The sequence below is a fragment of the Bradyrhizobium ottawaense genome, assembly GCF_002278135.3.
Taxonomy (GTDB): Bacteria; Pseudomonadota; Alphaproteobacteria; order Rhizobiales; family Xanthobacteraceae; genus Bradyrhizobium; species Bradyrhizobium ottawaense.
In genome coordinates this window covers 1,416,242-1,442,713 of the sequence record NZ_CP029425.2, presented here as the reverse complement: position 1 = coordinate 1,442,713, position 26,472 = coordinate 1,416,242, and the positions used below count along the sequence as shown (strand labels likewise).

Here is a 26,472-nt window from a genome sequence, read left to right as displayed (position 1 = left end):
CTTCGCGCAGCACCGGATCTGAATCTCGGCGAGAGCTAGGAACGAACATTCCGAGGGTCGGTTGACGCGCATAGTTTCCCTCAGAGCGCGAGCCTTCCCATGTATCACCACGTCAAGAAACTGATGTTCACCGTGCGTGTCGACGAACCCGATCCCCGCTTCGGCAATATGCTGCTGGAGCAGTTCGGCGGCGCCAACGGGGAACTCGCGGCCGCGATGCAATATTCGATTCAAGGTTTGAATTGCGAGGACCCCGACCGCAAGGATCTCCTGATGGATATCGGCACCGAGGAGCTCAGCCATCTCGAAGTCGTCGGCTGTCTCGCGCGAATGCATCTTGCGCCTTCGAAGAATGACCGCCAGGCGGCGGAAGCCGATCCGCTGATTGCGATCGCCGGCGGCGGCGGTGTCAACCTGTTCAATTCGCAAGGCAATCCCTGGACCGCCGACTATCTCAAGATCACCGGCGAGCTCGACGTCGATCTCCGCAGCAACATCGCCGCCGAGGCGCGCGCCAAGATCGTCTATGAACGGCTGATCAATTTCTGCGACGACGCCGGCAGCAAGGACGCGCTCCAGTTCCTGATGACGCGGGAGATCACTCATATGAAGGCGTTCGCGCGAGCGCTCGAAAGCCTGTCGAAGCCGGCCTTCAGCGTCGGCAGGCTCGCGCCGTCGCCCGGCCTCGTGAACCAGTACTTCAACGACTCCACCGGCAGCGGTGACCACGGCGAAATCGACACCCGCGGTCCCTGGAACGAGGGCGAGGATTGGGTGTTCACGGAATCGCCTGCGCTGCAGTCCGCCGATCCCGGCGCCGGCACGCCGATCGTCACGGAAAGCTCACCGCCCGTCGACGAAGCCGGCCTGACCGATCTCCTGCTCCATGAACTGCGCGACATTCTCCATGCCGAGAAGCAGTTGACCAAGGCGCTTCCCAAGATGGCGCAGGCCGCCCGCTTCGACCAGCTGCGGGAATTATTCGAGCAGCATCTGACCGAGACCGAGAATCAGATCGAGCGCATCAACGAGTGCTTCGAGCTGCTCGGCGAGAACGCACGCGCCAAGCCCTGCAAGGGCATGATGGGCCTCATCGAGGAAGGCCAGGAGGTCATGAAGGAAGGCGAGGAAAAGGAGGACGCGGCCGCCGACCTCGCACTGATTTCTGCGGCTCAACGCGTCGAACATTACGAGATGTCCGGCTACACCACCGCGCGCAACCTGGCGCAGCAGCTCCGGCATAGCGCAGTGGTCGCCCTGCTCTCCAAATCCCTCGCCGAAGAAGAAAACGCCGATCTCCTGCTCAATCAGGTCGCGCGATCGCTGATGTCGGTTGCGAAGATGCCTGCCGCACTGGAGCAGGCCGAATAGGAAGCGCCTGGCGCGCGCAGACGCACCGAATGAAACCGCCTCGCGCCGTCGCGCGGGGCGGCCGGCCCCGGACACGGTACGATCATTCGTGCCGGTGGCACACACCTTGCCTCTCGATGCCGGACAATTGCCGGACAGGAGGCACCCATGAGCAGTTCACCCTTCCATATGAGCCGCCGCAGCGTGCTGCTCGGCGGCGTGGGTGCCGCCGGCATCAGTGCCGTCGCCCCTCCCTTCGCCTGGGCGCAGGGCCGGAGCGAAACGCTGCTGGTGGTGCAGGAGCTGGGTCCGAACTCGCTGGACATGCAGGGCGTCGGCTCCAACCAGACCGTGAACGGGCTATCGTGGAATTGCTACGACCGCCTGCTCTCCTACGCCTCCAAGACGCTGCCGGACGGAACGCTGTCGTATGATCGCGAGAGGCTCGCGCCCGAACTCGCCGAGAGCTGGGAGGTCGCGGCCGACGGCATGTCCTGCACCTTCCGCCTCCGAAAAGATGCGAAGTTCCACGACGGGTCGCCGGTCACGGCCAAGGACGTCAAATGGTCGTTCGACCGCGCGGTGAAGGTCGGCGGCTTTCCGACCTTCCAGATGTCCGCGGGATCGCTGGAAAAGCCCGAGCAGTTCGTGGTCGTCGACGATCACACCTTCCGCATCGACTATGTCCGCAAGGACAAGATGCTGCTGTTCAACGTCGCCGTCGTGGTGCCGTTCATCATCAATTCCGAGCTGGCGAAGAAAAATGCGACGGCCGAAGACCCGTGGGCGCTGGCGTGGCTGAAGAACAACGAGGCCGGCGGCGGCGCCTACAGGATCGAGAGCTGGAAGCCCGGCAGCGAGACCGTGCTGGCACGCTTCGACGACTGGAAGAGCGGACCGTTGCCGAAGATCAGGCGCGTGATCGCACGCGACGTCCCCTCCGGCGGGACCCGCCGCGCCATGCTGGAGCGAGGCGATGCGGACTTGTCGAGCGGCTTTGCGCCGCGGGATTTCGACCAGCTCATCAGGGAAGGCAAGGTCAAGGTGTCGGGCGTGCCGATCCCCAATGCGCTCTGGTACGTTGCTCTGAACACCGCAAAGCCGCCGTTCGACAACGTCAAGCTGCGCCAGGCCATCGCCTGGGCGACGCCATATGAGCAGATCCAGAGCAGCGCGTTCTTCGGCCGTGCCGTTCCCATGTACGGCGGCGCCGCCGACATTTCAAAGCCGGTCTGGCCGCAGCCGTTTCCCTATGTCACCGATCTCGAAAAGGCCAAGGCGTTGATGAAGGAAGCCGGCTTCGCCTCCGGCGTGGAGACGACCTTGTCACTCGACACAGGCACCGCGACCGTCGGCGAACCGACGGCGATCCTTATCCAGGAGAGCCTCGCCAAGATCGGCATCAAGGCGGCAATCGAAAAGATCCCCGGCGCGAACTGGCGGACGACGCTGAACAAGAAGGAGCTGCCGCTCGCGCTCAACCGCTTCAGCGGCTGGCTGGATTATCCCGAATATTACTTCTACTGGAATTTCCACGGCAACAACTCGATCTTCAACATCTCCTCCTACCAGAACAAGGAGATGGACGTGCTCATCGACAAGGCCCGCTTCACCGCTGATACGGCCGAGTACGACCAGGCCGTGAAGGATTTCATTGCGCTCTGCATCCGCGACGTCCCGGTCGTTCCGCTCAACCAGCCGATCCACGACGTCGCCATGCAGAAGGCCGTCACCGGCTACGAATTCTGGTTTCACCGGGAGCCGGACTACCGTCAGTATGCGAAAGGCTAAACCGCGATACGATCAGGACGAATCGTCATCGCGCTTTGGCTTTTTGTTTAAGCATGATCTTTTCGGAAAACCGCTGCGCACTTTTCCGGATCATGCTTTAGTCCTGACGGGCGAGGCTGATCGCGCCAGAACCCCCTCGGGCCTGCTCGATCGGAAATCCTCTTTCCAGACGCGTCGCGCTTGCGCGCAGCATCGCCGCATCGAGCCTGCCGTGCCGCAACCCGTCCAGAGCGCAGGCGAAGACGCGATAGAACTGCGCGCCGTCATAGGCGACCAGCAGCAGGTCGACGCCGGCATTGATCGCCTCGACCACGGCCTTGCAGACGTCGTTCTGGTAGATCGCACCCATCACGAGGTCGTCGGTCATCACCATGCCCTGGTAGCCCCATTTGTCCCGGAGAATGCCATCGACGACGCGCTTGGAATGCGAGGCGGCGCGGTCGGGATCGACCGCGGTCAGCGTGACATGCCCGACCATCAGCGCGCTGCGCGAATGCGACAGCACCTCGCGGAACGGAAGCCAGTCGGAGGCTTCCAATTCCCCGACTGGCGTATCGAGATTGGCGCTGAAATGATGCATGTCGGTGCGGACGCGGCCGATGCCCGGAAAATGCTTGAGCGTGGCACCGACGCCGGATTCTTCCAGCCCGCGGACATAAGCGCTTGCGATCGTGCCGACGACAGCAGGATCGGTTGCAATTGCGCGCTGGCCGATCAGCGTGTGGAAATCGAGACGGTTGCGCCTCGCCGGCGGCTTGAGGTCGAGCACCGGCGCGAGATTGAGGTTGACGCCAAGCGCGCCGAGCTCGTGTCCGTGGATGCGGCCGAATTCTTCCGCTTTGGCCTGCTGGTCGTCGGGAGCCAGCCCGGTGAGCGTCGCCAGCGCCGGCACCTTGGTGAGCGGCGGGGCAAGGTGCCCGACGATGCCGCCTTCCTGGTCGGCGGCCACGACCAGCGGCGGCAGGCCCGCCGCGCGCCTGATATCCTGAAGCGCCGAGATTTCGGCACGTAGCGCCGCAATCGTCCGGCCCCGGATGTTGTGCCGGGTCACATAGACGCCGCCGATCAATCCCTGCTCGGCCAGCCGCGCGACCTCGGAAAACGAGGAATAGCCGACCATGAAATGAGGCCCGAGCTGTCGCGCCTCGGCGGCGCTTGCGCCGAGAACGTCGTGCTTGCGCAGCTCGAACTTCAGATGCGCGGCGGACATCAGGAGCGGCGGCAGGCACCAGAGCGTGACGAGCAGCTTGCCCGCGATAGTGCGCCACCGTTCTCCGCGCAGCAGGAGGATGACGATCACAAGGCTTGCGACGACAAGCGCGACGTTTCCGGCGCCCCGGAGCGCGACCAGATAGGGATCGTTCTTGTTCGCGGCCACGAATGCGACCAGGGGTGCGGCAAGCCAGAGCAGAATGAGACCGATACGGCGGAGGAATTGCATGATGCATCACGCGCTGGGAGTGGCGATGCTTCGCACCTATCAAAGCGATTTGCGCTCCGCGAGAGGCAAACGCGTGCCTGCACGAAATCTGCAAAAGACTCCTGAAACCGTGCAGACGATGATCCCGGCTTCTGCACAAGCACCGTTCAGACTTCGTGATGCCACCCATCACGAAAGGTCTTCTGGACATGACGAGCCTGGCTTCGACGATCGTAGAGGAAATCAAGCCGATCGGTCATTCCTCGATCCCGGCCAAGCTCGGTCTCGCGCTGGTGCTGGCCGCACTCGCCGACTGGCTGTTCTACGGCCAGCGAATCGGGCTGTCGCTGACGCTCTTTGCGATCGCGCTCGCCGGCGTGTCGGTGCTCTTCAATCACGCGGCCCTAAACCTGCGGCGCGCCCTGATCGGCACAGCCATTCTCATCGCCGGCCTCGCACCGGCCGTCGAGGAGCTCAACGCGCTCTCGTTGCTGATCCTCGGCGCGGCGCTGCTTATCGCCCTGCTGCTGGCGACCAATCCGGAAGCGACCGGGCTCGCCGACCGCGTCCGCGCGCTGCGCAATTTCGTCCTGCTCGGGCCCATCAGGTTCTTCCTCGATGCGCCCCAGGTGTTCAACGCGTCGGCGCTGACCCGCGGCATCGCGCGCTGGCTGCTCCCTGCAGCACTCAGCACGGTCTTCGTCGCGCTGTTCGCCGCGGCCAATCCGGTGATCGAGCAATGGGTGTTTATGCTCAATCCGAAACTCATCCTCCAATATATCAGCATCCCGCGCGTACTTTTCTGGGCCTTGATGCTGGCGCTGGTCTGGCCGTTCATCCATGTGCGCTGGCGGCGCAAGACGATCGTCACCACCGCCGTCGCGGACGGACCTGTGCCGCCGCCGCTCCCGCCTCTGGTCTCGGCGGAGTTTCTTGGTCCCTCCACCATCCTGCGCTCGCTGATCCTGTTCAACCTGCTGTTCGCGGCGCAGTCCATTCTCGACGGCATCTATCTCTGGGGCCATATGGCGCTGCCGGACAATCTGACCTATGCGGGCTATGCGCATCGCGGCGCCTATCCGCTGATCGTAACCGCCCTGCTCGCCGCGGCGTTCGTGCTGGTGGCGATGCGCCCGGGCGGGCCGGCCGAGAAATCGTCGGTGATCCGGCCGCTGGTCTATCTCTGGGTCGGCCAGAACGTCCTTCTCGTCGCCTCCTCCATCCTTCGCCTCGACCTGTATGTCGATATCTACATGCTGACTTACTGGCGGATCGCGGCCTTCATCTGGATGGGGCTGGTGGCGCTCGGATTGCTCCTGATCGTCGCCCGCATCGCGCTCGGCCGGTCCAACGGCTGGCTCGTGGGCGTCAATCTGACCGCGCTCGCGATCGTGCTGTATGGCTGCGCGCTGGTGAACTTCGACGCCTTCATTGCCGACTATAATGTGGCGCACAGCAAGGAAGCTTCAGGTAAAGGCGTGCAGCTCGACACCAATTATCTCCTCTCGCTCGGGCCGCAGGCGCTGCCTGCGATCGACAAGGCCATTGAACTCCTGGCGAACGCGAAGGGCAGCGATCTTTCGGCACGAGGCTACTGTCTTGTGTCCCGACGCGACCGCCTTGTAGAACTGCAGCGCCAGGATCTGGCCTGGCGGAGTTGGGGCTTTCGGAGCTGGCGGCTGCAGCGCAGGCTGGACGCGCAGGCGAAAGATCAGTCCGGCAGCCGGCCGGCAGGGTGAGCGGAGACTTTCTTGGCGCATCGCATTCTCATCGTCGACGACGAAGGCCATATCCGCGAGGTCATCCGCGTTGCGCTGAAGAAGGCCGGCATGGACGTGATCGAGGCCCGCGACGGCAAGGAGGCGCTCAGCCGCTTTGCCGCCGACAGGCCCGATCTGATCGTGCTCGACATCGGCATGCCCGAGTTCGACGGCCTCGATGTCTGCCGCGAGATCCGCAAGGCGTCCGACGTGCCGATCCTGTTCCTGTCGGCGCGCGACGAGGAGATCGATCGCATCCTCGGTCTCGAGATCGGCGGCGACGACTACGTGACGAAGCCGTTCAGCCCACGCGAGTTGGTGGCGCGGGTCAACGTCATCCTGCGCCGGCTCAGCCCGCGCAATGGCGAGGCCAAGGCGGGCCCGGCCGCGCTGTCGCAAGGCGGCCTGCTGATCGATCCCGAGCAGCATGTCGCGACCTTCGCCGGCACGCCGCTGAAGCTGACCGCGATCGAGTTCGGCATCCTCCGCGCGTTCCTGACCCGGCCAACTTCGGTGTTCAACCGGGAGCAGCTGATGCGGGCGGCCTATCAGCTCAACATCCAGGTCTCCGACCGCACCATCGACAGCCACATCCGCAACATCCGCGCCAAGCTCGCAGTGCTGGCCTGCGACAACGTGATCGAGACCATCCACGGCGTCGGCTTCAAGCTCGGCCGCTGCGAGAAAGCGGCATGAGCGCGGCGCCCGACAAATGGCGGCCCTCGCTCGCCCTCGTGATCTTCACGGTGCTGACCACCGTTGGCGTGCTGCCGCTGGTCGGCCTGTTCTTCTTCCGCCTTTACGACAACCAGCTGATCCGTCAGACCCAGGCCGAGCTGATCGCGCAAAGCCGCGTGCTGGCGACGATCTATGCGCAGGAGGTCACGGCCAGGCTCGACAGCGGCCTGACGCTCGGCGCCGAGGTGCCGCCGAACGTGCTGCCCGACCCCGGCGACCAGGTCACCCCGATCCGCCCCGCGCTCGACCTCACCGCCAACGATCTGCTGCGGCGGCGACCGGATGCGCAGGCCGCGCCTCATCCGGCGCAGGCGGCCTATATCGAGATCGGCGCAAGACTGTCGCCGATCATCCGCGAGACCCAGAAGGTGACGCTGGCGGGCTTTCGTATCCTCGATCCGCAAGGCGTCGTTATCGCCGGGCGGCAGGAGGTCGGCCAATCGCTCGCCCATATCGAGGAGGTCGCCGACGCGCTGCACGGGCAGTATCGGGCCACCTTGCGCAACCGCGTGCCGGACAAGCCGCCGCCCCCGATCTATTCCTTCAGCCGCGGCCTCGGCGTGCACGTGTTCTCGGCAATGCCGGTGATCGTCAACAACCGCGTCGCGGGCGTGATCTACACCACGCGGACGCCGAGCAACATCTTCGACCATCTCTACCAGGAGCGGGCAAAGTTCGTGCTGGCGGGGCTCGCCGTGATCCTCGGCACGATCGCGATCGGCCTCGTGTTCTCGCGCACCATCACCCTGCCGATGCGCGAGCTGATCGACCGCGCCGCGCGGATCGGCCGCGGCGACCGCGAGGCCTTCCAGCCGCTTCGGCATTACGGCACGCGTGAGTTCGCCCAGCTCTCGCACAGCTTCCTCGGCATGGCCGAGCAGCTGGCGCGACGTTCCGACTATATCGCGACGTTCTCGGCCCATCTCACCCACGAGCTGAAATCGCCGCTGACCTCGATCAAGGGCGCGGCCGAGCTGCTGCAGGATTCCTATCAAGGCAGGTCAGACGGACTGACGCCGGCCGAGCAGAAGACATTCATCGCCAACATCCTGTCCGACACTCAGCGGCTGGAAGCGATGGCGCAGCGGCTGCGCGATCTGGCGCGCGCCGAGAGCCTGCCGCAGAACGAGCGCACGGAGCTGGCGCCCGTGATCGCCGACCTCAGGAACAGGTTTCCGGCCAGCTCCATCGAGGCCAGCGGCAGCCTCGACCGCCCCATCGGCATGTCCGGTGAAAAGGCACTGATCGTGCTGTCGCATCTCGCCGACAACGCGATGCGGCACAAGGCTGGGACAATCAGGCTGGAGGCTGTGGACGAACGCACGACCTTGCGTCTGACGGTGAGCAATGACGGCGAGCCGATCTCGGCACCGAACCGCGACAGGATCTTTGATGCGTTCTTCACCACCCGCCGCGACCAGGGGGGCACCGGGATGGGGCTTGCGATCGCGCGCGCGGTGATGGCGAGCCATGGCGGCTCGATCAGGCTCAAGCCGACCGACGAGGGCGCGGCCTTCGAGCTGCAATTCCCTGCGGTCTAGATCGCGAACACCCAGGCGGCGACGATGGTGCCGATGGTGACGAGACCAGCGATGGTCCAACCGGCGGCATATTCCAGCTCAGGATGACCGGTCGCCCGCATGATCTCTGCCGGATCGGCGGTATGTTTGTGTGCCATGACAGCCTCGCACGTTTCTTCCCGCGTCATATGTAAGTCGCATCAGCCGCCATTAGGTTCCATCACGGAAATGCGAGGAATGACGCAGCTTGGCTTGTTCGCCGTCCCTGACGAAGGCCCGACCGGCCTTCGCTACATGGACAATTTTATCGAAGCCGCCGTCGAGCAGGCCTTGATCGGCCGCATCGCAGCATTGCCGCTCGAGCGTTTCCAGTTCGGGGCGTTCGAGGGCAACCGCCGGGTGGCGTCGTTCGGCTATCGCTATGACTACACGCTGCAGCGGCTGGCCGAGGCGGAGCCGATTCCGGACTGGCTGTTGCCCGTCGCGCGTCAGGCCGAGGCCTGGGCGAAGCTGCCGGAGGCCAGCGTCCGGCAGGTGCTCTGCACCGAGTATGAGGCCGGCGTCGGCATCGGCTGGCACCGCGACAAGCCGCATTTCGACAAGATCCTCGGCCTGTCGCTCGGCTCGGCCTGCAACTTCCGCTTCCGCCGCCGCAGCGGCGACAAATGGCAGCGCCACACGCGCGAGGCCCAGCCGCGCTCGCTGTACATGATGGAAGGCGAGGCGCGCTCGCAATGGGAGCACAGTATCCCGCCGGTCGAGGCGCGCCGTTACTCCATCACGTTCCGGACGATGAAGCGGGCGTAACGCGGCCGGCCAGACAAAAAATGCGAAACAACCCCATGCAAAGTAAAACGCCCGTTCCGCCCGAGGCGCGGCGGCGCCGCACAAGGGTTTGACACATCGGTGCAAAACCGCCGCCTTGCGCAATCACCGCACGGCTTGCGTCTTGCCTTCCGAATCCGGTTGCATGCTAGATTGGCGGCACGCATTCCGCGGCAGGAGGGAAGCATGGCCGACAACAAGGCAAAGCGCGGCGGGGCCGATCGGGCGCTGATTGCGCTCACGGAAAAATATGAAGTCGCCTACTGGTCGAAGAAGTTCAAGGTGACCCCGGCCAAGCTGAAATACGCCGTCAAGAAGGTCGGCCGTTCCGCCAAGAAGGTCGAGGCGTATATCAAGCTCCAGAAGCACCGCGCCTCCGACAAGAGCCGGATCGCGCTGAGCGAGGCCTATGAGGTCCGTTACTGGTCGAAGAGATTCAAGATCACCCCGGCCAAGCTGAAGGCTGCCGTCGCCGCGGCCGGCCATTCTTCCAGGAAGGTCGAGGCCTATCTCGCCGCCCGGAAGACGGCAAAGAAGAAATCGGCCAGGAAGACGACAAGGAAGACGACGAAGAAGGCAGCCAGGCGCAAGAGCGCCGCCTGAGACCTCGGAAGCCAGGGATGCGGGGGGCCGCAACCTGTCCTCACATGGGCCACGTCGTCGCCAGTGCGACCGGGGGCCGCTGGCGGCCGGGCGCCAGCCGAAAATCTCGCACACGACGACGGTGGGGCTTTCGGGATGGTCGCCTTGCTGTCGCCGAACAAAGGTGCCGTGAAATCGCCTCAAGGCGGACGAATAAGGCGAATTGAAAAGACAGGCCAAACCGGCGAACCAATATGGGGGGCGCAAAGGCCGGCACCAAATGAAGAATTATCTCGCTTTTTTCCTGTTTCTGACCATCACGACAGCATCCGCGCATGGCCCGTTGCCGGCGCGGCTGACGCCGCCCTCCGACCTCATCCTGACAGGCCTGACCGATTCCGACACCACCGCCGGCGGCACCGCGCGGCTGTGCGAGCAGGTCACCTTCTCGCGGGGCCTGCGCTACGGCGAAAACGAGGCCAATGTGCTCGACGTTGCCGCCAGCACGACCAAGGCGGATACGCCGCGGCCGGTACTGCTGTTCGTGGCCGGCGACAGTTTCACCGGCGACCGCGCCGCGCCCGAGCTGTCGCGCCAGATCCAGGACCAGGTCATGTGCTTTGCCGCCCGCAACGACATGATCGGGGTGCGCGTCAATTATCGCTTGGCACCCGCAGCAACCTGGCCGATGGGAGCGACCGATGTGGCGGCGGCGCTGTCCTGGGTCCACGGCAATATCGACCTGTTCAACGGCGACGCACGCGAGATCGTCGCGGTCGGCTACGGCGCCGGCGCATTCCATGTCGCAACCCTGCTGGCGCATCCCGAGCTCCAGGCCGACCGCGCCGATGTCGCGGCCGTCGTGCTGGTGTCCGGCATCTACCGGGCCGGCAAGGACGCCAGCGACAGCGAGAAGGCCTATCTCGGCGGTGACGCCAGCCAGTACAACGCGCGCTCGGTATTCCCCGGCATCCTCAATGTCGATGTGCCGATCGTGCTGGCCTGGGCCGCGGACGATTCCCCTGGCCTCGTGACGCAGGGCGAGACCTTAAAGAAGACGCTCTGCGGCGCCGGCCACTGTCCGCGCAGCGCGCTGCTGCGCAGTCGCGACGGCATCGCCTCCGCCTTCGGATTGGATGGCTCCGGCGACAGCCTCGCCGAACCGACCCTGCTGCTGGTGCATCAGCTGGAAGCGCGGGGGCTGCCGTAGCGGCGTGTCAGCACGCCTGCCACTTCGTACGGGCCTGCGCTGTATTGAAGCGGGCTGCCAGGCCACACGATTGCCAAACGCCTGATCTAGATCAACTCGCCTTGGTGCGGACTGAGCCGACCTCGTTGGGGGCCAACGACAAGGTGTCGAGCATGCGCGTCACCGGCAGACTGCTGTTCGTTTTGATCGCCGCACTCGCGTCGCTTGGCGCGATGTCCGAGCAACGCCCAGACCAACCCACAAGCGACAAGGAAATCCGCATCGGCAATGTCATGCCGTATTCGGGAGCGCTCTCTGAATTCGGCGCGATCGGTCAGGCGGAGGCCGCCTATTTCGACATGGTCAACGCGCGCGGCGGCATCAATGGCCGCAAGATCCGCTTCATCACGCGCGATGACAATTCCGATCCGTCGACCGCACTGGAGCTGACGCGCAATCTGGTCGAGAAGGACGACGTGCACCTGATGTTCGGATCGTTCGGCACGCCCGGCAATCTCGCCACCCGCTGGTATCTGAACGAGAAGAAGGTGCCGCAGCTTTTCGTCGCCTCCGGCGACGAGGAGCTGAGCCAGGCCAGGGCTTTCCCCTGGACCATGGGCTGGCAGCCGTCGATCCGGTCGGAGGGGCGCATCTACGCCAACTACATTCAGGCCTATTATCCCAGGAAGAAGATCGTCGTGCTCTGGCAGAACGACCAGTTCGGACGCATGCTCTACAAGGGAATCCAGGACGGACTTGGCGATCTGAACCGCCATGTCCTCGTCGACATCGCCTTCGACATCGGCGACGAGCACCTCGACGGGCACGTCTCGATCCTCAAACGCGCGGGTGCCGATATCTTCGTCTTTCTGGGCGTGCCGTCGACGGCATCCAAGGTGATCAGGCTCGCGGCTTCGCTCAACTGGCGCCCGGTCTTCATCGTCAACGATACCTCCGCCTCGATCGCCAATGCGATGGCGCCCGCGGGCCTGGAGAATTCGGCCGGCGTGATCTCGGCCGCCTTCCTGAAGGACCCGAGCGACCCCGCCTGGAAAGACGATCCTGCCATGAGGGAATGGTTCGCCTTCATGGACAAGTACCATCAGGTCGAAAGCACCAACAACAGCGCAGCGGTCTACGGCTACGCCGCGGCCGAGGCGTTGACGCAGGTGCTGAAGCAATGCGGCGACGACCTGTCACGCGAGAACATCATGCGTCAGGCGGCTTCGCTGAGGGGTTACAACCCCTCCGTCGCGCTGCCCAACATCAGGATGAATACCTCGCCGAACAACTATCTGCCGATCAGGCAGATGCGGCTCGTGCAGTTCGACGGCCGCTCGTGGCAGCCCTTTGGTGAGGTGATCGAGACGGCGTTCACGGAGGGGGCGGCGAGGTGAGGCCCACCTGAACGCCGTCCAGCGGATGGATAGGTAACAAAACAGACCGGATGGATGGGTAACAGTCGTTCATGATCTGGTCGGCTGCGGCGCGGCGCTGGCGCTGCGCCGCAGCTTGCGCGTTTTCTGGTCGATGATGCCGATCGGTACGTCGAGAACCGCACTTGCCAGGATCCGTCTTCGGTCTCCTCGACGGCAACGGCTTCACCAACGAGAGCGCTGCAAATGTGAATGAGCTCGCCTCGCCATTTGATCTCGCCGTTGGAGCGAACCTGGCGCACCGCGGCTTCGGCCGGATAATCCGGCTCGGGAAGCCGCGTCGTTCAGCGTCGTCGACCGAATAGGGAATCACCTCGCGGCTGATGGAGACAGCTCTGAGAACCAGGAGCCTATGCCGCATCGAGGACTTGCATTGAGAGACCGGGTCTGGCTGGTTTGAGCTCCTGACAATCAGACCGGAACTCACCATGATCCAGTTCGACACGTTGCTGACTTATATCGCGGTGGTTCTCGGCCTCTTTCTCATTCCGGGTCCCGCCGTCCTCTTGGTGCTCGGGCGCGCGTCTGTGGGCGGGCATCGCGTCGGAATTGCCACCGGTCTTGGCATCGCTACTGGAGACCTGCTTCACACCGCGATGGCTACGCTCGGATTGTCGGCGGTGCTGATGACCTCGGCTCTCGCCTTCAGCCTGGTGAAGTACGCCGGCGCTGCCTACCTCATATATCTTGGCATCCGCGCGTTTATGGAAAGAGGCGAGGATATCAAGTTGGCGCAGTCGCGTTTGGTCGACGCGTCGCTCGCCTTCCGGCAGGCCGTGCTGGCCGAACTGCTCAACCCGAAGACGGCGCTCTTCTTCCTGGCCTTTCTCCCACAGTTCGTACATTCCGAGAAGGGCTCCGTCGTTGCCCAGCTTGCAATTCTTGGCCTCATCTTCGTCATCATGAGCGCGATCTACACCGCGTTGATCGCACTTGTTGCCGGACAAGTCGCTGGCTGGCTCACCCGTCATCGCAGCATCGGCCGCTGGCAGGGCCGCGTCATCGGGGCGATCTACCTGGGTCTTGGCGTTCGCATGGCCTTGCAGCAAAAGTAGCCCGATCGTTCCATCCCGCCCGGAGAGATTCATGACCGAGACCATCCGCATCAAACGCTTCCATGCGCGGCCCGTGATCGTGCCGATGAGCCTGCCGCTGCAGACCTCGACCGGCGCTGTCGCCAGGGCCCCGCTGGTGCTGATCGACTGCGAGACCGACCAGGGCGCTCGCGGGCACGCCTATCTGTTCTCGATCACGCCATCGGCCTTGAAGCCGCTGACGGCGATGGTCACGGAAATGTCAGACTTGCTTGCCGGCGACGAGCTGCTGCCGGTCGAGATCGAGCGCAAGCTGACCCAGCGCTTCACCCTGCTTGGCCTCGCCGGCCTGCAGCGGCTGGCGCAATCCGGCATCGACATGGCGGCCTGGGACGCGCTCGCCCGCAGCAAGGGCCTGCCGCTGGCACGGCTTCTCGGCGGCGCGCCGAAGCCGGTCAAGGCCTACAATTCGAAGGGGCTCGGCATCATGCCGGCGGGCGCCGCCGTCGAGGAGGCGCACAAGCTGCTGGCCGAGGGGTTTCAGGCCGCCAAGATCCGCGTCGGCCGGCCCGATGCGCGGGAGGATCTCGCCGTCGTCCGCGCGGTGAGAAAGGCCGTCGGCGACGAGGTGACGCTGATGTGCGACTACAACCAGGCACTGACGGTGACCGAAGCCATCCGCCGCGGCGAGATGCTCGACGACGAGGGCTTGAGCTGGATCGAGGAGCCGATCCGCCACGACGATTATGCCGGCTGCGCCCGCATTGCCGACGCACTGCATACGCCGGTCCAGATCGGCGAGAATTTTGACAGCGCCTTTTCGATGCAAACAGCGTTCTCGGCGGAGGCCTGCGACTACGTGATGCCCGACGTGCAGCGCATCGGCGGCGTCACCGGCTGGCTGCGCGCCGCCTCGCTCGCCCATGCCGCCGGCATCGAGATGTCGACGCATCTGTTCTCGGAAGTCAGCGCGCATCTGCTCTGCGTGACGCCGACCGCGCACTGGCTGGAATATGTCGATTGGGCCGACGCGGTGCTTTCGACGCGACTGAAGATCAAGGACGGCTTTGCGCTGCCGAGCGAGGAGCCCGGCAACGGGATTGCGTGGGACGAGGCGGCAGTTGCCAAATATCTCGTTGGATAGGCTGCTTGCTATGACCGAACAGCGGCAATCATGTTCAGCTCGACCGGCGCCCCTCGCGGCAACTCGGCGACACCGACGGACGTCCGCGTATGACGACCGCGCTGGCCGAGGCGTTCGATCAGCCGATCGGAGGCACCGTTCATGACTTGCGACTGCTGGGTAAATCCAGGTGCCGAAGCGACGTATCCAACGAGCTGCAGGACCTGGACGATCCGGTCCTCTCCGCCTGTGGCGTGATTGATGGCGGAAATGCAGAGATCAGCGCAAAGGGCGGCAGCTTCTTGTGCGGCCGCGATATCGACGCCTGCTCCCACCTTGCCCACATACAGCAGGTCTTCGCCGCGACGCGGCAGCTGGCCACTGACATAGGCAAGTCCACCATGGATGATCACCGGCAAATAGTTGCCGCCGGGCTTGTTCACGCTGCTCATCTCAATAGCCTGCCTTTGCTTCACATCCGGCGAAGCGACGCATTTCGCCGCACGCCATAACTCGATCGCACCGGCTCGTTGCCGTGGTGGATAACCGGACAATGGCAGGCGGCGAGTCATGGATCAAGGCTGCGAAGCCTCATCCGGCCCGACGGAGCTCGCCCCACGCATTGCACCACGGCGGCGCGCGCGATAACGATCCGCTATGACCATTTGGCGCCCGCATCCCCACATCCGCGTCGTCGCGATCGGCCTGCACTGGCGGGACGGGCGCCTGCTGGCGGCCGAAATTCGCGACGATGCCGGGCGGATCAAGGGTGTTCGGCCGCTCGGCGGCGAGATCGAATTCGGCGAAAGCTGGCGCACTGCGCTGATGCGCGAGTTCAACGAGGAGCTCGGCATCGACGTCACCATCACAAGCGAGCCGTTGGTGCTGGAGAACATTTTCATGCACGAGGACGCAACCGGGCACGAGGTGATGTTCATCTGCGAGGTGGAGTTTCCCGACGGCGCCTTCGCCGACCGGGATCGCCTCGACTTCCTCGAGGACAATGGAGAGCAGATCGTCGCGCGCTGGTTCGACCTTGCCGACCTCGACGTGGACGGCGGACCGAGCCTTTATCCGGCCGGGTTGAAGGATGTGCTGCTCCAACCGGCGAGCCAGCCCGATTGACGGCGTTGGCTAGCTCCACGCCGGGGATTTACGCGATTGGCTGATTTTCCGCCGGGTAGACCAGACGCTCTTCGGGAACGCCCCGCGCAGCCGGATTCATCTCGGCCTCTTTGACCTGCCCCGGCCCCAGAATGTGGAACACCGTCTCGCCCGCCGCGAGCAAGTAATCGGTGATGATCCGACGGTGACATCGCCACCACAATGTTTCCGCGCACATGATGGCGCAGCGCTGCACCTGCCCGACGGCGCGCAAATGTGCGAGCCCTTCGTGAAAGGCCGCGCCCATCGCGTGGTCGGCGTAATTGTGAAAGCTGACGTTCTGCCAGAAGGCGTTGGTCTCGCGCGGCACCTCGCGCTTGCGGCTGCGCAGGCCGCCGAGCGAGGCAATGTGCTCGTAGCCGATCGAAGCAGCCGCGAGCGATTGCGGCAGGGTCTCGCGATTGTACTGCGGGTTGGTACGGGAGCGGGGCACGGTCCGAACGTCAGCCACGAAGGTGACCGCGCTGCCCTGCAACAATTCGACGAATTCCTCGATCGATCGTGTGGCGTGGCCGATGGTGAAGAACGGATGAGCCATGGTGACACCTCGACCGCCCGGCTCGCGGGCCGTCAGCTTTTCAACGACCGCAATGCGCGGCCCTTGTGCAGGGCGACGTGATCGGTCTTGTCGCTCCTGATCTCGTACTGCGGATCGTCGGGCGTAGCGTGATGGACGTAGCCCTTGTAATCGACGTCGGCGGTGTGCACGCGCAGGATATGGCCGCGCACCCGGCCGGCCTCGGAATTCCAGCTGACGTGGTCGCCGACGCAAACCTTTTTCCGGGGGTCTTGGACATGGCCGATCAATGCGCGGCAGCACCGGCCTGTTCCAGGGGGCAGCCCCCGACCGCGCGAGGGCAGGCTAAATCCCTGCGGCAATCCACCAAGGCGTGGGCAACGAAGACGTGATGCAGCGGCGACCGCGGATCGCGCGATCCTGAAAGGCCGGCGAGGCGATTGATGATATTACGACCAACATTCAAACGAGAGGTGACCATGCCCCCTTCCGAGATGTCTCGAGGCTCCATCAGGCCGCGGCCCTTTGCGCGATGTCGTCGTCGTGCTGCGGCAGCGACCGCAGCGCTGCTCCTCGCCGCAGCGTTCTGGCCAGCAGGAGGCGCGCAAGCTGCCGCAAATGACGCGGAGGCAAGAAACATCTTCGAAAAATTCATCGCCGCGCAGAATGCGCATGATGCGGACGATGTGAAGATGATGCTCTGGAATTCGCCCGGCACACTGTTGTTTGCGAGGGGCATCGAGACGAGAGGCCGCGATGCGGTCGCCACCCAATTCAAGGCGTATTACGAGGGCACCTGGCACCTCGAGCCCAACATGTCGGAATTCCACGTTGCGGTGATCTCGAACGAGGTGATGCAGATCCTCGTTCCCATCGTTTTCACACGCGGCCTTCCGGGCAAGCCGTCGCAACAAAATACGTTTCTGATCAGCCAGACCTACGTTCAGGATGCGACCGGCTGGCACGTCGCCTCCATCCTGCCGGTGGCGAACACGGAACTGAAGTGATGGCCGGGATGGGCCTCTGGAGGGGCATCCCTGATTGCGCTTCGCTCCATCCCGGCTACGGGCTGTCCAGGGAAACCGAGCAAGACGCGCCAGTCCGTCTCCGCTCTTCGAGCTACGCCGGACACGCTTCGCACGGAGATCGTGGCTTGCCGAGCCGAAGCTCGCGGCGGCAGCCCGCCTGCGCCCTTTGGGCTTCGGCGCGGCATCCTTCTCTCGCTATCGCGATCGAAGGATGGTGGGCACGACAGGGATCGAACCTGTGACCCCTACCATGTCAAGGTAGTGCTCTCCCGCTGAGCTACGTGCCCTAAAAGTCCACTTGCATCGGGTGGGGTCCCTATAACGGACGAGGGGACCCTGTGCAAGGACGGAACGGGGCCGATTTAGGCCGCCAGCATCTTGTTCACTTCGCTGACCAATTCGCGCAGATGCACGGGCTTGGACAGCACCTTGGCGTTCTTGGGGGCGTCCGAATCCGAGTTCAGGGCGACCGCAGCGAAGCCGGTGATGAACATGATCTTGATGTCGGGGTCGAGTTCCGAGGCCCGGCGGGCGAGCTCGATGCCGTCCATCTCCGGCATCACGATGTCGGTGAGCAGCATCTCGAACGGCTCTTCCCGCAACCGCTGATAGGCGGCCATGCCGTTGTCATGGGACGAGACCTGAAAACCGGCGTTTTCCAGCGCCTTGACCAGGAAACGGCGCATGTCGTTGTCGTCTTCGGCGAGCAGGATTTTTGGCATGGCAGGAAACGTCGAATCCCCAGAGGATATCAGCAGAGCTTACTAAGCCGGACAGAGGGTAAATTTGGGGTGAAAATCTTAACCCCAAGCCGGCTGCACTGCCGGCTCCTTGTGAACCGGAATGCCGCTCGAATCAATCGAGCCGCCGGCGCATCCCCGCTTCCCTGCCCACACGGTTAAGACATGTTCCAGCGCCAATCACATCTTTTCGCTTGGCAGAATGGTTGCGATTCCGGACAATGACGACACATAAGAGCCGCATCGATCGGCCGAATCAATTCGATCCGAGGCCCGGATCCTGCCGCTAAGGGACGAAGCCTGAGAAGATGACCCGGTTTGACGGCGAGGTGTCGCCAGCCTTCGAGATCGTTGAGCCCGCGCAATGGCGCGCGCCTGTCATCTTCAACTCGCCCCATTCCGGCTCGACCTATCCGGACGAATTCCTCGCGGCGTCCAGGATCGACCTGCCGACGCTGCGGCGGTCCGAAGATTCCTTCATGGACGAGCTGATCGGCCACTTGAGCGAGCGCGGCTTTCCGACCGTGCGGGTCAACTTTCCCCGCTCCTATGTCGACGTCAACCGCGAGCCCTATGAGCTCGATCCCCGCATGTTCAGCGGACGGCTGCCGAGCTTTGCCAATACCCGCTCGATGCGGGTCGCCGGCGGCCTCGGCACCATTCCGCGCGTGGTCGGCGACGGCCAGGAGATCTATCGCGACCGCATCCTGGTCGACGATGCGCTGGGGCGGATCGAGACGCTATACAAGCCCTACCACCGCGCGCTGCGCCGGCTGATCAACAAGGTGCACCAGATGTTCGGCACCGTGGTGCTGGTCGACTGCCATTCGATGCCCTCGGTCGGCGTCAGCAGGGACGAGCCGCGCCGGCCCGACGTCGTGATCGGCGACCGCTACGGCACAAGCTGCACCCCGCTTCTGCCCGACCGGGTCGAGGAGACCATGACCGGGCTCGGCTATTCGATCGGCCGCAACAAGCCCTATGCCGGCGGCTTCATCACCGAGCATTACGGCAATCCCGCGAGCGGCCTGCACGCGGTGCAGCTCGAGCTCAACCGCGCGATCTACATGGACGAGCGGCGGCGCGAGCGGAGTGCACGCTTTGCGCAAGTGGCGTCCGACTTCGGCGTTCTCGCCGACGTGCTGGCGACCACGATTCCGTTCGGCGATCTCGGCCCGTTCCAGGCCGCGGCAGAATAGGCGCCGGCTTTTCTTCGTCAAATCGTATTGTCTGTGATCGGGCGAACGCGTCTTCGCTCCGCTTTCGCTGCGCACCTTGAAACGAAAACGACAGGCCCAAAGAAAAAAGGGCCGCTCGCGAATGACGCAAGCGGCCCAAGTCTAGGGAGGAAACGCCCAAGGAGGGCAGCGGTAACGCCAAGCGCTACCGCACCGCAACAATATGCGACCGCGCCGCACAAAGTGCAAGGGCTTTTGAGCCATTTCCCATGCAATACGCACATGGCTCAATTGCTTCTATGGAAACCCAGATTCAGTTTCTTTGATAAGGAATTTCAATGGGTTGATAGCCATTTGCATACGAACAAGGCATATTCGGAACTAAGTTTTCAACTCTGTGATCGATATTTGGCCAGCAGATGACTTGGATGGGGCAGCGGCCTTCGGCATCCAAAATACCAGGGTGCAAGATCAAGACAGCGCTGCACGCGGGAGGCGAATTGAGCTAGGCAAGAGGGAGCTCCCTCCAACCTTCGCTTTGAGGATTCGGCCTGTGACGGTGATCGACTTTTCCGCCTTCATCGGACGGCTCGCCACCGCCTCCGGCGAAACCATCCTGCCGTTCTTCCGCACCTCGCTGTCGATCGACGACAAGAGCAAGACCAAGGATTTCGACCCCGTCACGGAGGCCGACCGCGCCGCGGAGGCGGTGATGCGGCGGCTGATCAAGGCCAACTTCCCTCAGCACGGCATCGTCGGCGAGGAATTCGGCAATGAGCGCGAGGAGGCCGACTATGTCTGGGTGCTCGACCCCATCGACGGCACCAAATCCTTCATCGGCGGCTTTCCGATCTGGGGGACGCTGATCGCACTGCTGCACAAGGGCGCGCCGGTCTACGGCATGATGCACCAGCCCTTCATCGGCGAGCGCTTCTCCGGCGACAACGGTTCGGCCAACTACAAGGGCCCGTCCGGCGAGCGCCGGCTCCAGGTTCGCCGCTGCGCCTCGCTTTCGGAAGCCACGACCTACACCACCAGCCCGCTCCTGATGAACGAGCGCGACCGCGCCATTTTCAGCCGCATCGAGAAGGGCGCGCGTCTGTCGCGTTATGGCGGCGACTGCTACTCCTATTGCATGCTGGCGGCCGGCCACGTCGATCTCGTGGTCGAGACCGAGCTGAAGCCTTACGACATCGCCGCGCTGATCCCGATCGTGACCGGCGCCGGCGGCGTCGTCACCACCTGGGAAGGCAAGCCGGCCCAGGGCGGCGGCCGCATCGTCGCGGCCGGGGATGCCAGGGTTCACGAAGAAGCACTGAAGCTGCTCAACCAATAACACGCGAGCGGAGGCTTGCATGACCATCTCACGCAGGCTTCTTCTTGGATTATTGCTGCTGCTGCCATCAGTGGCGTCCGCTCAGAATTTCCCGGCCAAGCCGATCAAGCTGATCGTGCCGTTTCCGGCCGGCGGGCCCAACGACATCATCGCGCGGGTCATCGGCCAGCGCATGTCGGAGCTGTCAGGGCAGCCGGTGCTGATCGACAATCGCGGCGGCCAGGGCGGCGTGCTCGGCACCGATGCGGTCTCCAAGGCCGCCCCCGACGGCTACACCATAGCGATCTCCTCAGCCGGCGCGCTCGCGATCAGCCCGAGCATGGAGAAAGTCGCCTACGACACCTTGAGCGACCTCACACCGGTGACGCTGGTTGCGACGGTGCCGGAGATGCTCGTGGTCGCCACCAACGTGCCCGCCAAGGACATGGGCGAATTGATCGCTCTGGCCAAGGCGCAGCCGGGAAAGCTCAACTTCGCCTCGTCCGGCCCCGGCAGCCTGCCACATCTCGCCGGCGAGCTGTTCAAGCTGACGGGGAAGATCGACATCGTCCACGTGCCCTATCGCGGCGCAGCCCCCGCGGTGAACGATCTCTTGGGCCAGCAGGTGCAGATGACGTTTCTCGATCTCCCCGTGCTGCTGCCGCAGGTCAAGGCCGGCGCGCTGCGGCCGATCGCGATGGGCTCGGCAGAGCGCGCCCCGACCGCACCTGACGTGCCGACTCTTTCGGAAGCGGGTTTTCCCGATCTGCGCGTCGAGAACTGGTACGGCATGGTGGCGCCCAAGGGCACGCCGAAGGAGATTGTCACGGCGCTGCACGCCCTGGCGACGAAGGCGATGGCCGATCCCGCGGTGAAGGAGAAGCTCGCCGCGCAAGGCGCGACGCTGGTCGGCGACGAGCCGGAGCACTTTCGGTCATTCATCGCGGACGAGACTAGGAAGTGGGCGAAGGTGATCAAGGACGCCGGGGTGGAGACGGCGAAGTAGTTCGCGTTTTCGCTGGGTAAGCACCACCTTCACAACGCGACAGGTGCGTTCCCTCCCCCCTTGCGGGGGAGGGTTAGGGAGAGGGGGCCACACGGGGACCCCATCGATCTCTCTTCTTCACGACAGAGGCACCTGTTCCTGGACTACCCCTCTCCCCCGCCCTCCCCCACAAGGGGGGAGGGAGCGCAGTTTGCTCGCTGCGGGGGCGTGCCTCACACTAGCGCAGCAACCAACTGCTCACACCGCCTCTGCCCGCAGATGCTCCACCAGCATCTTCGCAGGCCTTGGCAGCGTCTTGAAGCTGCGCGCGCAGATCACGAGCTTGCGGTTGGCCCAGGCATCGCGTAGCCGGACCATGGCGAGCGGCATCAGTTTTGCGCAGCGGCGGGCGGCGGATATCGGCACCAGCGCGATCCCGACGTCGGCGGCGACCATCTGGCAGATCGCATCGAAGTCGCGCAGGCGCGCGCGGTAATGCGGGCGCATGCCGAGCCGGGCGGCGTGCTTCGAAATGTGCATCTGGAGCGCGGTGGCGCTGGTGAGCCCGACGAAGTCGCAACTGCCGGCTTCCTGAAAATCGATCTGGCGGCGACCCGCGAACGGGCCGCGCCGCGACGTCACCAATGTCAGGTGGTCCTCGCTGAACACGAAGCGCTCGATATGGTCGGGCAGCGCGTGCTCGGCGGCGAAACCGAGATCGGCGGCGCCTGCGGTGATCGCCGCCGCGATGTCGGTGCTCTCGCGCTCCTCGATGTCGATGGCGACGTCGCGGTGCTCGCGCAGGAAACCGGCCAGCGCCTTCGGCAGATGTTCCGACAGGCCCGAGGTGTTGACGAGGAAATGCACGCTGGCGCGCACGCCGCTGGCAAAACCGGCGAGATCGCCGCGCATGGCATCGATCTGGTGGATCACGAGCCTGGCATGATCGAGCAGGCTCTCGCCGGCCGCGGTCAGCTCGACGCCGCGCCGCCCGCGCTTGAGCAGCGCGACGCCGAGCGCGTCCTCGAGCCCCTTGATGCGCGCGCTGGCCGAGGCCAGGGCCAGGTGCGACCGCTCTGCGCCGCGGGTGATGCTGCGCTGGTCGGCGACCGCGATGAAGAGCTGGAGGTCGACGAGGTCAAAACGCATGGCAGATCTCCCAGCCTTCGTTCAGAGCGAAGGCTTACTCCGTAACCTCCAGATTGTGCGCCCGCGCGGCTTCGGTCAATGTGCCGACATGATCGACCCGCTTCTCATTGTCATCGCCGCCGTGTTCCTGATCGCCGGATTCGTCAAGGGCGTGGTCGGGCTCGGCCTGCCGACGGTGTCCATGGGCCTGCTCGCGGTGAGCATGACGCCCAGCCGCGCGATCGCCATCGTCATCGTGCCAGCCATCGTCACCAACATCTGGCAGACCTTCGTCGGCCCGTATCTGCGTGACATCCTGAAGCGGCTGTGGCCGCTGATGATCGGCACCGTGATCGGATGCTGGCTCAATGCCGGCGCGCTGACCGGGCCGCATGCGCGCTACGGCACGATCGTGCTCGGCGTCCTGCTCGTCATCTATGCCGTGATCGGTCTGAACAAGTTCCAATTCCGCGTGGCGCCGCAGAACGAGAAATGGGTCGGCGGCGTGGTCGGTGTCGTCACCGGCGTGATCTCGGCCTCGACCGGCGTGCAGGTGATCCCCTCGATGCCGTTCATGCAGGCAATCGGCATGGAGAAGGACGAGCTGGTGCAGGCGCTCGGCGTGTTCTTCACGACGGCGACACTGGCGCTCGCCTTCAACCTGACGGCCGTTGGGCTGTTGACGCCAGCCAATGTCGTGCCGGGCGCGGTGGGCATGGCGATGGCTTTTGCCGGCATGTTCGTGGGACAGTCGGTGCGAGCACGGATGCCGGCCGAAGCGTTCCGCCGCTGGTTCCTGATCGCGATGATCCTGCTCGGCCTTTATCTCGCGGGCAGTGCGCTGGCGAAGGAATTCGTTTGAGGGAAGATCGCCCTACGCTGCCCGCATCATTCGTTCGAATGAGCCTATCGCGTCTCCAGCATGGCGACGCGGATGCCGAGATAGATGAAGAGGCCGCCGAGCGCGCGGTTGACCCAGGCGATCACGCCTTCGGACTCGCGCAGGCGGTGGGCGGCTTTGGCCGCGAACGCGGCCAGCACCAGGCACCACAGCGTGCCCGTAGAGATGAAGATCAGGCCGAGCGTCAGGAAGGCGAGCGGCTTGTGCGGTGAATCGGCCGCGACGAATTGCGGCAGGAAAGCCAGGAAGAACAGCGCGACCTTGGGATTGAGCGCGTTGGTGAAGACCCCCTGGAGGAAGACCCGCCGAAGCGAGCTCCGCACCGGCTCGTCGATCGCCGCCGCCAGCACCGGGCGCGACCACAGCATCTGAAGCCCGGTGAACACGAGATAGGCCGCCCCGACCAGCTTCAGGATCGAGAAGGCGGTCGACGAGGCCATCAGCAGGGCCGAAAGCCCGATCGCGGCGGCCGCGACATGGACGAAACAGCCGCAACTGATGCCGAATGCGGCCGCGGCGCCGCCCCGCCAGCCCATCTGCATGCTGCGGCCGATGACGTAGACGGAGTCAGGCCCCGGCGTGATGTTGAGCAGCACGCCCGAGAGGATGAAGAGCCCGATTTCGTGAATGCCCAGCATGCAAAGGTGCCCCCCTGCCGCCCGTTCCGGCGGTCGCAATTCCGCTTAGTCGGTTCGGCGGCCGCCGTCCACCGCCGGGATTGCGGAGGATTTACCTCGAATTTGCAATGCGGATCATGCTTCCGCTCGGCCACATCTGCTTTATAAAGGCAAGGTTCTTGAAATGCGGGATTCGCGTCGACTTGCCACGCCGTGGCCAGTCCCAGATCCCTTCTCGATCCCTTCACGATCCCTTGGAGCTTCCGGGATATGGAAAGACGTCTGGCCGCCATCGTCTGCGCCGATGTCGCCGGCTATTCGCGCATGATGGGCAGCGACGAGGCCGGCACCCATGCCGCCTTCAAGGCCCATCGCAGCGCGATCCACCCGATCATCCTCAATCACGGCGGCCGCGTCGTGAAGAACACCGGCGATGGCTTCCTGCTGGAGTTCCCTTCGATCGTCGGCGCCACCGAGGCCGCGATCGCGATGCAGACGCTGATGGCGGAGCGCAACCACCATCTGCCGGCCGACCGCGCCATGCAGTTCCGCCTCGGCATCCACATGGGCGACGTCATCGCCGATGAGGACGAGGTATTCGGTGACGATGTCAACATCGCCGTCCGCCTGGAGTCGGTCGCGAGTCCCGGCGGCTTTGCGATCTCGGCCAAGGCCTACAAGGAGGCGAGCAAGCATCTCAGCGTGCCGCTGGTCGATGCCGGCAATCATCGCTTCAAGAACATCAAGGATGCAATCGGGGTCTGGACCTGGACGCCCGAGGGTGCACCGGCGCTCGCCCCCGAGCTCCGGGAGGCGTCCGCCCTCTCGCAACAGTACCGCACCGCGATCGTCGGCGTGCTGCCGTTCGCCAATCTCAGCGATGCCCAGGACGAGTATTTCTCCGACGGCCTCACCGAGGATCTGATCCACGCACTTTCGCTGCAATCCTTCTATCGCGTGCTGAGCCGCAACTCGACCTTCGCCTTCAAGGGCAGGAACACCAGCACCCGCCTGATCGCGCGCGAGATCGACGCCACCTATTTGATCCAGGGTTCGGTGCGGCGTGCCGGCGCCAAGATCCGCGTCACCGCCGAGCTGATCGCCCCGGAGACCGGCGAGCAGCTCTGGACCGGCCGTTACGACCGCGACATCGGCGACTTCTTCGCGATGCAGGACGAGATCACGACCAATTTGTCCGCCGCCATCGCCACCGAGATCGTCCGCGCCGAAGCCTCGGCGCCCGCGCGGCTCTCGACGGACGTCACCGCCTGGGATCGCTTCCTCAAGGGGCTGTCGCATTACTACCGACAGACCGAGGAGGACCTGACTGCCGCCGTCGATCTGTTCCGGGAAGCCATCAGGGTCGATCCCAAGCTGTCGATCGCGCACGCCTATCTCGCCACGATCCAGATCCAGAGCATCCAGTTCGGCTGGGTCAAGGGCACGCGCGAGATGTGGGCCGAGGCGATGAACCTCGCCGAAACCAGCGTTCGGCTCGACCCGCGCTCGTCCTTTGCGTTCTCGATCCTGTCCTGGGCGCACGCCATGGAAGGGCATTACGAGGCGGCGATGGACGCGGCCAAGCGCGCGGTCGCGCTCAATCCCTACGACATGGGCGCGCGCGGCGTGCTCGGCATCTGCCATTTCGTCATCGGCGAGCACCGGGAGGCGATCGAGATGTTTTCGATGGCCGCGCAGCGCGACAACAGCGACCCGCGCTACCAATGGGCGGCGCTGAACGCCTTCAGTCATTATCTGTTGCGCCAATATGACGCGACCCTGTCATGGGCGCGCGAGCAGCTCTACATCAATCCCAACCACATGCAGGCGCTGGCAATCCGCGCCGCGGCCCTGGCACAATTGGGCCGGACCGCCGAGGCGAGCGAAGCGACCTCCGTGCTGATGGGCAATTACCCGACGCTCAATGTCGATCGTCACTTGCGCAACTTCCACTGGAAGCGGCCCGAGGACCTCGCCCACTATCGCGAGGGACTGCTGAAGGCCGGCGTGCCGCTCGGCAAGCTGACCCTGGTTCAGAGCGACGTCAAACGCGCCGCCGAGTCCTGACCGGCAGGCCACGGTCCCCCCGCAGCCGTTCCCTTAGGTCTTTGGCGAGACCCCGCCTGCACTT

General features: G+C 64.4%; 27 protein-coding genes and 1 tRNA gene. 18 read left to right on the top strand and 10 right to left on the bottom strand.

Annotated features, from left to right (window positions below; translation table 11 throughout):
• Positions 1 to 99 precede the first annotated feature (99 nt).
• Positions 100 to 1,371 carry a DUF892 family protein gene (locus CIT37_RS06865; RefSeq protein WP_095425194.1) on the top strand — a complete coding sequence of 424 codons (1,272 nt, stop codon included), beginning with the start codon at positions 100 to 102 and terminating at the stop codon, positions 1,369 to 1,371.
• A 147-nt stretch (positions 1,372 to 1,518) separates the two neighbouring features.
• On the top strand, positions 1,519 to 3,141 hold the full coding sequence (locus CIT37_RS06860; protein WP_095425193.1) for an ABC transporter substrate-binding protein: 1,623 nt from the start codon (positions 1,519 to 1,521) through the stop codon (positions 3,139 to 3,141).
• A 97-nt stretch (positions 3,142 to 3,238) separates the two neighbouring features.
• On the opposite strand, the gene CIT37_RS06855 is transcribed toward CIT37_RS06860, so the two are convergent.
• Complete coding sequence (locus tag CIT37_RS06855; protein ID WP_095425192.1) at positions 3,239 to 4,582, bottom strand: glycoside hydrolase family 3 N-terminal domain-containing protein; 1,344 nt, start codon at positions 4,580 to 4,582, stop codon at positions 3,239 to 3,241.
• A 188-nt stretch (positions 4,583 to 4,770) separates the two neighbouring features.
• Here CIT37_RS06855 and CIT37_RS06850 point away from each other — a divergent pair, with 188 nt between their 5' ends.
• From CIT37_RS06850 to CIT37_RS06840, 3 genes are read left to right on the top strand one after another with little or no spacing between them, the layout of a single operon-like run.
• On the top strand, positions 4,771 to 6,300 hold the full coding sequence (locus CIT37_RS06850; protein ID WP_161966341.1) for a DUF4153 domain-containing protein: 1,530 nt from the start codon (positions 4,771 to 4,773) through the stop codon (positions 6,298 to 6,300).
• A gap of 12 nt (positions 6,301 to 6,312) precedes the next feature.
• On the top strand, positions 6,313 to 7,017 hold the full coding sequence (locus CIT37_RS06845; protein ID WP_038947561.1) for a response regulator transcription factor: 705 nt from the start codon (positions 6,313 to 6,315) through the stop codon (positions 7,015 to 7,017).
• A complete protein-coding gene (locus CIT37_RS06840; RefSeq protein ID WP_095425190.1) occupies positions 7,014 to 8,600 on the top strand; it encodes an ATP-binding protein in 1,587 nt (528 codons plus the stop codon). The genes CIT37_RS06845 and CIT37_RS06840 overlap by 4 nt, the downstream gene beginning before the upstream one ends.
• On the opposite strand, the gene CIT37_RS06835 is transcribed toward CIT37_RS06840, so the two are convergent.
• On the bottom strand, positions 8,597 to 8,737 hold the full coding sequence (locus CIT37_RS06835) for a hypothetical protein (protein ID WP_018321489.1): 141 nt from the start codon (positions 8,735 to 8,737) through the stop codon (positions 8,597 to 8,599). The two genes, CIT37_RS06840 and CIT37_RS06835, sit on opposite strands and share 4 nt — an antisense overlap.
• A gap of 79 nt (positions 8,738 to 8,816) precedes the next feature.
• Between CIT37_RS06835 and CIT37_RS06830 the strand changes: the two genes are divergently transcribed.
• The 4 genes from CIT37_RS06830 (at position 8,817) to CIT37_RS06815 (ending at position 12,572) form a co-directional block, all read left to right on the top strand.
• Positions 8,817 to 9,386, top strand: coding sequence for an alpha-ketoglutarate-dependent dioxygenase AlkB (locus CIT37_RS06830; protein WP_038972863.1), 570 nt, complete (start codon positions 8,817 to 8,819; stop codon positions 9,384 to 9,386).
• Positions 9,387 to 9,590: 204 nt separating this feature from the next.
• Positions 9,591 to 10,007, top strand: a complete 417-nt coding sequence (locus CIT37_RS06825; RefSeq protein WP_028140025.1) for a DUF3606 domain-containing protein — start codon at positions 9,591 to 9,593, stop codon at positions 10,005 to 10,007.
• A gap of 259 nt (positions 10,008 to 10,266) precedes the next feature.
• Complete coding sequence (locus tag CIT37_RS06820) at positions 10,267 to 11,196, top strand: alpha/beta hydrolase (RefSeq protein WP_095425189.1); 930 nt, start codon at positions 10,267 to 10,269, stop codon at positions 11,194 to 11,196.
• A 152-nt stretch (positions 11,197 to 11,348) separates the two neighbouring features.
• Positions 11,349 to 12,572, top strand: a complete 1,224-nt coding sequence (locus tag CIT37_RS06815) for an ABC transporter substrate-binding protein (protein ID WP_038972873.1) — start codon at positions 11,349 to 11,351, stop codon at positions 12,570 to 12,572.
• On the opposite strand, the gene CIT37_RS40345 is transcribed toward CIT37_RS06815, so the two are convergent.
• A complete protein-coding gene (locus CIT37_RS40345) occupies positions 12,467 to 12,853 on the bottom strand; it encodes a hypothetical protein (RefSeq protein ID WP_488226037.1) in 387 nt (128 codons plus the stop codon). The genes CIT37_RS06815 and CIT37_RS40345 overlap by 106 nt on opposite strands.
• A 186-nt stretch (positions 12,854 to 13,039) precedes the next feature.
• Here CIT37_RS40345 and CIT37_RS06810 point away from each other — a divergent pair, with 186 nt between their 5' ends.
• Positions 13,040 to 13,666, top strand: a complete 627-nt coding sequence (locus CIT37_RS06810; RefSeq protein ID WP_028140021.1) for a LysE family translocator — start codon at positions 13,040 to 13,042, stop codon at positions 13,664 to 13,666.
• A 31-nt stretch (positions 13,667 to 13,697) separates the two neighbouring features.
• The gene (locus tag CIT37_RS06805) at positions 13,698 to 14,789 is read left to right on the top strand and encodes an enolase C-terminal domain-like protein (RefSeq protein ID WP_028140020.1); all 1,092 of its coding nucleotides are present in this window, start codon (positions 13,698 to 13,700) and stop codon (positions 14,787 to 14,789) included.
• An 8-nt stretch (positions 14,790 to 14,797) separates the two neighbouring features.
• Here CIT37_RS06805 and CIT37_RS06800 read toward each other — a convergent pair whose 3' ends face one another.
• Positions 14,798 to 15,340, bottom strand: coding sequence for a RidA family protein (locus tag CIT37_RS06800; protein WP_244611368.1), 543 nt, complete (start codon positions 15,338 to 15,340; stop codon positions 14,798 to 14,800).
• An 85-nt stretch (positions 15,341 to 15,425) separates the two neighbouring features.
• On the opposite strand from CIT37_RS06800, the gene CIT37_RS06795 reads away from it, so the two are divergent.
• Entirely contained in the window at positions 15,426 to 15,893 is a 468-nt protein-coding gene (locus CIT37_RS06795) for an NUDIX hydrolase (RefSeq protein WP_028140019.1), read from the top strand.
• Between the two features lie 28 nt (positions 15,894 to 15,921).
• Here CIT37_RS06795 and CIT37_RS06790 read toward each other — a convergent pair whose 3' ends face one another.
• On the bottom strand, positions 15,922 to 16,470 hold the full coding sequence (locus CIT37_RS06790; RefSeq protein WP_028140018.1) for a DUF488 domain-containing protein: 549 nt from the start codon (positions 16,468 to 16,470) through the stop codon (positions 15,922 to 15,924).
• A 32-nt stretch (positions 16,471 to 16,502) separates the two neighbouring features.
• The gene (locus CIT37_RS06785) at positions 16,503 to 16,739 is read right to left on the bottom strand and encodes a hypervirulence associated TUDOR domain-containing protein (RefSeq protein WP_244611366.1); all 237 of its coding nucleotides are present in this window, start codon (positions 16,737 to 16,739) and stop codon (positions 16,503 to 16,505) included.
• A 402-nt stretch (positions 16,740 to 17,141) separates the two neighbouring features.
• Here CIT37_RS06785 and CIT37_RS06780 point away from each other — a divergent pair, with 402 nt between their 5' ends.
• Positions 17,142 to 17,456: a hypothetical protein gene (locus CIT37_RS06780; RefSeq protein ID WP_244439186.1), complete on the top strand. Its 315-nt coding sequence runs from the start codon at positions 17,142 to 17,144 to the stop codon at positions 17,454 to 17,456.
• Between the two features lie 233 nt (positions 17,457 to 17,689).
• Here the strand turns inward: CIT37_RS06780 and CIT37_RS06775 are convergent.
• Both CIT37_RS06775 and cpdR read right to left on the bottom strand, forming a co-directional pair.
• Positions 17,690 to 17,764 (bottom strand) — tRNA-Val (locus CIT37_RS06775).
• A gap of 75 nt (positions 17,765 to 17,839) precedes the next feature.
• On the bottom strand, positions 17,840 to 18,199 hold the full coding sequence (gene cpdR, locus CIT37_RS06770; protein WP_007597092.1) for a cell cycle two-component system response regulator CpdR: 360 nt from the start codon (positions 18,197 to 18,199) through the stop codon (positions 17,840 to 17,842).
• A gap of 326 nt (positions 18,200 to 18,525) precedes the next feature.
• Between cpdR and CIT37_RS06765 the strand changes: the two genes are divergently transcribed.
• The 3 genes from CIT37_RS06765 to CIT37_RS06755 all read left to right on the top strand — a co-directional run bounded on the left by CIT37_RS06765 (position 18,526) and on the right by CIT37_RS06755 (position 21,716).
• Positions 18,526 to 19,416, top strand: a complete 891-nt coding sequence (locus tag CIT37_RS06765) for an N-formylglutamate amidohydrolase (protein ID WP_018316156.1) — start codon at positions 18,526 to 18,528, stop codon at positions 19,414 to 19,416.
• Positions 19,417 to 19,948: 532 nt separating this feature from the next.
• Entirely contained in the window at positions 19,949 to 20,731 is a 783-nt protein-coding gene (gene hisN, locus CIT37_RS06760; protein WP_028140016.1) for a histidinol-phosphatase, read from the top strand.
• A gap of 19 nt (positions 20,732 to 20,750) precedes the next feature.
• A complete protein-coding gene (locus CIT37_RS06755; protein WP_038947571.1) occupies positions 20,751 to 21,716 on the top strand; it encodes a Bug family tripartite tricarboxylate transporter substrate binding protein in 966 nt (321 codons plus the stop codon).
• A 237-nt stretch (positions 21,717 to 21,953) separates the two neighbouring features.
• On the opposite strand, the gene CIT37_RS06750 is transcribed toward CIT37_RS06755, so the two are convergent.
• Positions 21,954 to 22,844, bottom strand: a complete 891-nt coding sequence (locus CIT37_RS06750) for a LysR substrate-binding domain-containing protein (RefSeq protein ID WP_028140014.1) — start codon at positions 22,842 to 22,844, stop codon at positions 21,954 to 21,956.
• Between the two features lie 88 nt (positions 22,845 to 22,932).
• Here CIT37_RS06750 and CIT37_RS06745 point away from each other — a divergent pair, with 88 nt between their 5' ends.
• On the top strand, positions 22,933 to 23,685 hold the full coding sequence (locus CIT37_RS06745) for a sulfite exporter TauE/SafE family protein (protein WP_038972869.1): 753 nt from the start codon (positions 22,933 to 22,935) through the stop codon (positions 23,683 to 23,685).
• 44 nt (positions 23,686 to 23,729) lie between these two features.
• On the opposite strand, the gene CIT37_RS06740 is transcribed toward CIT37_RS06745, so the two are convergent.
• Positions 23,730 to 24,362, bottom strand: a complete 633-nt coding sequence (locus tag CIT37_RS06740; RefSeq protein WP_028140012.1) for a LysE family translocator — start codon at positions 24,360 to 24,362, stop codon at positions 23,730 to 23,732.
• A gap of 249 nt (positions 24,363 to 24,611) precedes the next feature.
• On the opposite strand from CIT37_RS06740, the gene CIT37_RS06735 reads away from it, so the two are divergent.
• Complete coding sequence (locus CIT37_RS06735; protein ID WP_095425187.1) at positions 24,612 to 26,408, top strand: adenylate/guanylate cyclase domain-containing protein; 1,797 nt, start codon at positions 24,612 to 24,614, stop codon at positions 26,406 to 26,408.
• Positions 26,409 to 26,472: the final 64 nt, after the last annotated feature.

Coding starts and splice junctions, on each gene's coding strand:
- CIT37_RS06865 (WP_095425194.1), top strand. CDS start 100: ATGTATCACCACGTCAAGAAACTGATGTTCACCGTGCGTGTCGACGAA.
- CIT37_RS06860 (WP_095425193.1), top strand. CDS start 1,519: ATGAGCAGTTCACCCTTCCATATGAGCCGCCGCAGCGTGCTGCTCGGC.
- CIT37_RS06855 (WP_095425192.1), bottom strand. CDS start 4,582: ATGCAATTCCTCCGCCGTATCGGTCTCATTCTGCTCTGGCTTGCCGCA.
- CIT37_RS06850 (WP_161966341.1), top strand. CDS start 4,771: ATGACGAGCCTGGCTTCGACGATCGTAGAGGAAATCAAGCCGATCGGT.
- CIT37_RS06840 (WP_095425190.1), top strand. CDS start 7,014: ATGAGCGCGGCGCCCGACAAATGGCGGCCCTCGCTCGCCCTCGTGATC.
- CIT37_RS06835 (WP_018321489.1), bottom strand. CDS start 8,737: ATGGCACACAAACATACCGCCGATCCGGCAGAGATCATGCGGGCGACC.
- CIT37_RS06830 (WP_038972863.1), top strand. CDS start 8,817: ATGACGCAGCTTGGCTTGTTCGCCGTCCCTGACGAAGGCCCGACCGGC.
- CIT37_RS06825 (WP_028140025.1), top strand. CDS start 9,591: ATGGCCGACAACAAGGCAAAGCGCGGCGGGGCCGATCGGGCGCTGATT.
- CIT37_RS06820 (WP_095425189.1), top strand. CDS start 10,267: ATGAAGAATTATCTCGCTTTTTTCCTGTTTCTGACCATCACGACAGCA.
- CIT37_RS06815 (WP_038972873.1), top strand. CDS start 11,349: ATGCGCGTCACCGGCAGACTGCTGTTCGTTTTGATCGCCGCACTCGCG.
- CIT37_RS06810 (WP_028140021.1), top strand. CDS start 13,040: ATGATCCAGTTCGACACGTTGCTGACTTATATCGCGGTGGTTCTCGGC.
- CIT37_RS06805 (WP_028140020.1), top strand. CDS start 13,698: ATGACCGAGACCATCCGCATCAAACGCTTCCATGCGCGGCCCGTGATC.
- CIT37_RS06800 (WP_244611368.1), bottom strand. CDS start 15,340: ATGACTCGCCGCCTGCCATTGTCCGGTTATCCACCACGGCAACGAGCC.
- CIT37_RS06795 (WP_028140019.1), top strand. CDS start 15,426: ATGACCATTTGGCGCCCGCATCCCCACATCCGCGTCGTCGCGATCGGC.
- CIT37_RS06790 (WP_028140018.1), bottom strand. CDS start 16,470: ATGGCTCATCCGTTCTTCACCATCGGCCACGCCACACGATCGATCGAG.
- CIT37_RS06780 (WP_244439186.1), top strand. CDS start 17,142: ATGATGCTCTGGAATTCGCCCGGCACACTGTTGTTTGCGAGGGGCATC.
- cpdR (WP_007597092.1), bottom strand. CDS start 18,199: ATGCCAAAAATCCTGCTCGCCGAAGACGACAACGACATGCGCCGTTTC.
- CIT37_RS06765 (WP_018316156.1), top strand. CDS start 18,526: ATGACCCGGTTTGACGGCGAGGTGTCGCCAGCCTTCGAGATCGTTGAG.
- CIT37_RS06755 (WP_038947571.1), top strand. CDS start 20,751: ATGACCATCTCACGCAGGCTTCTTCTTGGATTATTGCTGCTGCTGCCA.
- CIT37_RS06750 (WP_028140014.1), bottom strand. CDS start 22,844: ATGCGTTTTGACCTCGTCGACCTCCAGCTCTTCATCGCGGTCGCCGAC.
- CIT37_RS06745 (WP_038972869.1), top strand. CDS start 22,933: ATGATCGACCCGCTTCTCATTGTCATCGCCGCCGTGTTCCTGATCGCC.
- CIT37_RS06740 (WP_028140012.1), bottom strand. CDS start 24,362: ATGCTGGGCATTCACGAAATCGGGCTCTTCATCCTCTCGGGCGTGCTG.
- CIT37_RS06735 (WP_095425187.1), top strand. CDS start 24,612: ATGGAAAGACGTCTGGCCGCCATCGTCTGCGCCGATGTCGCCGGCTAT.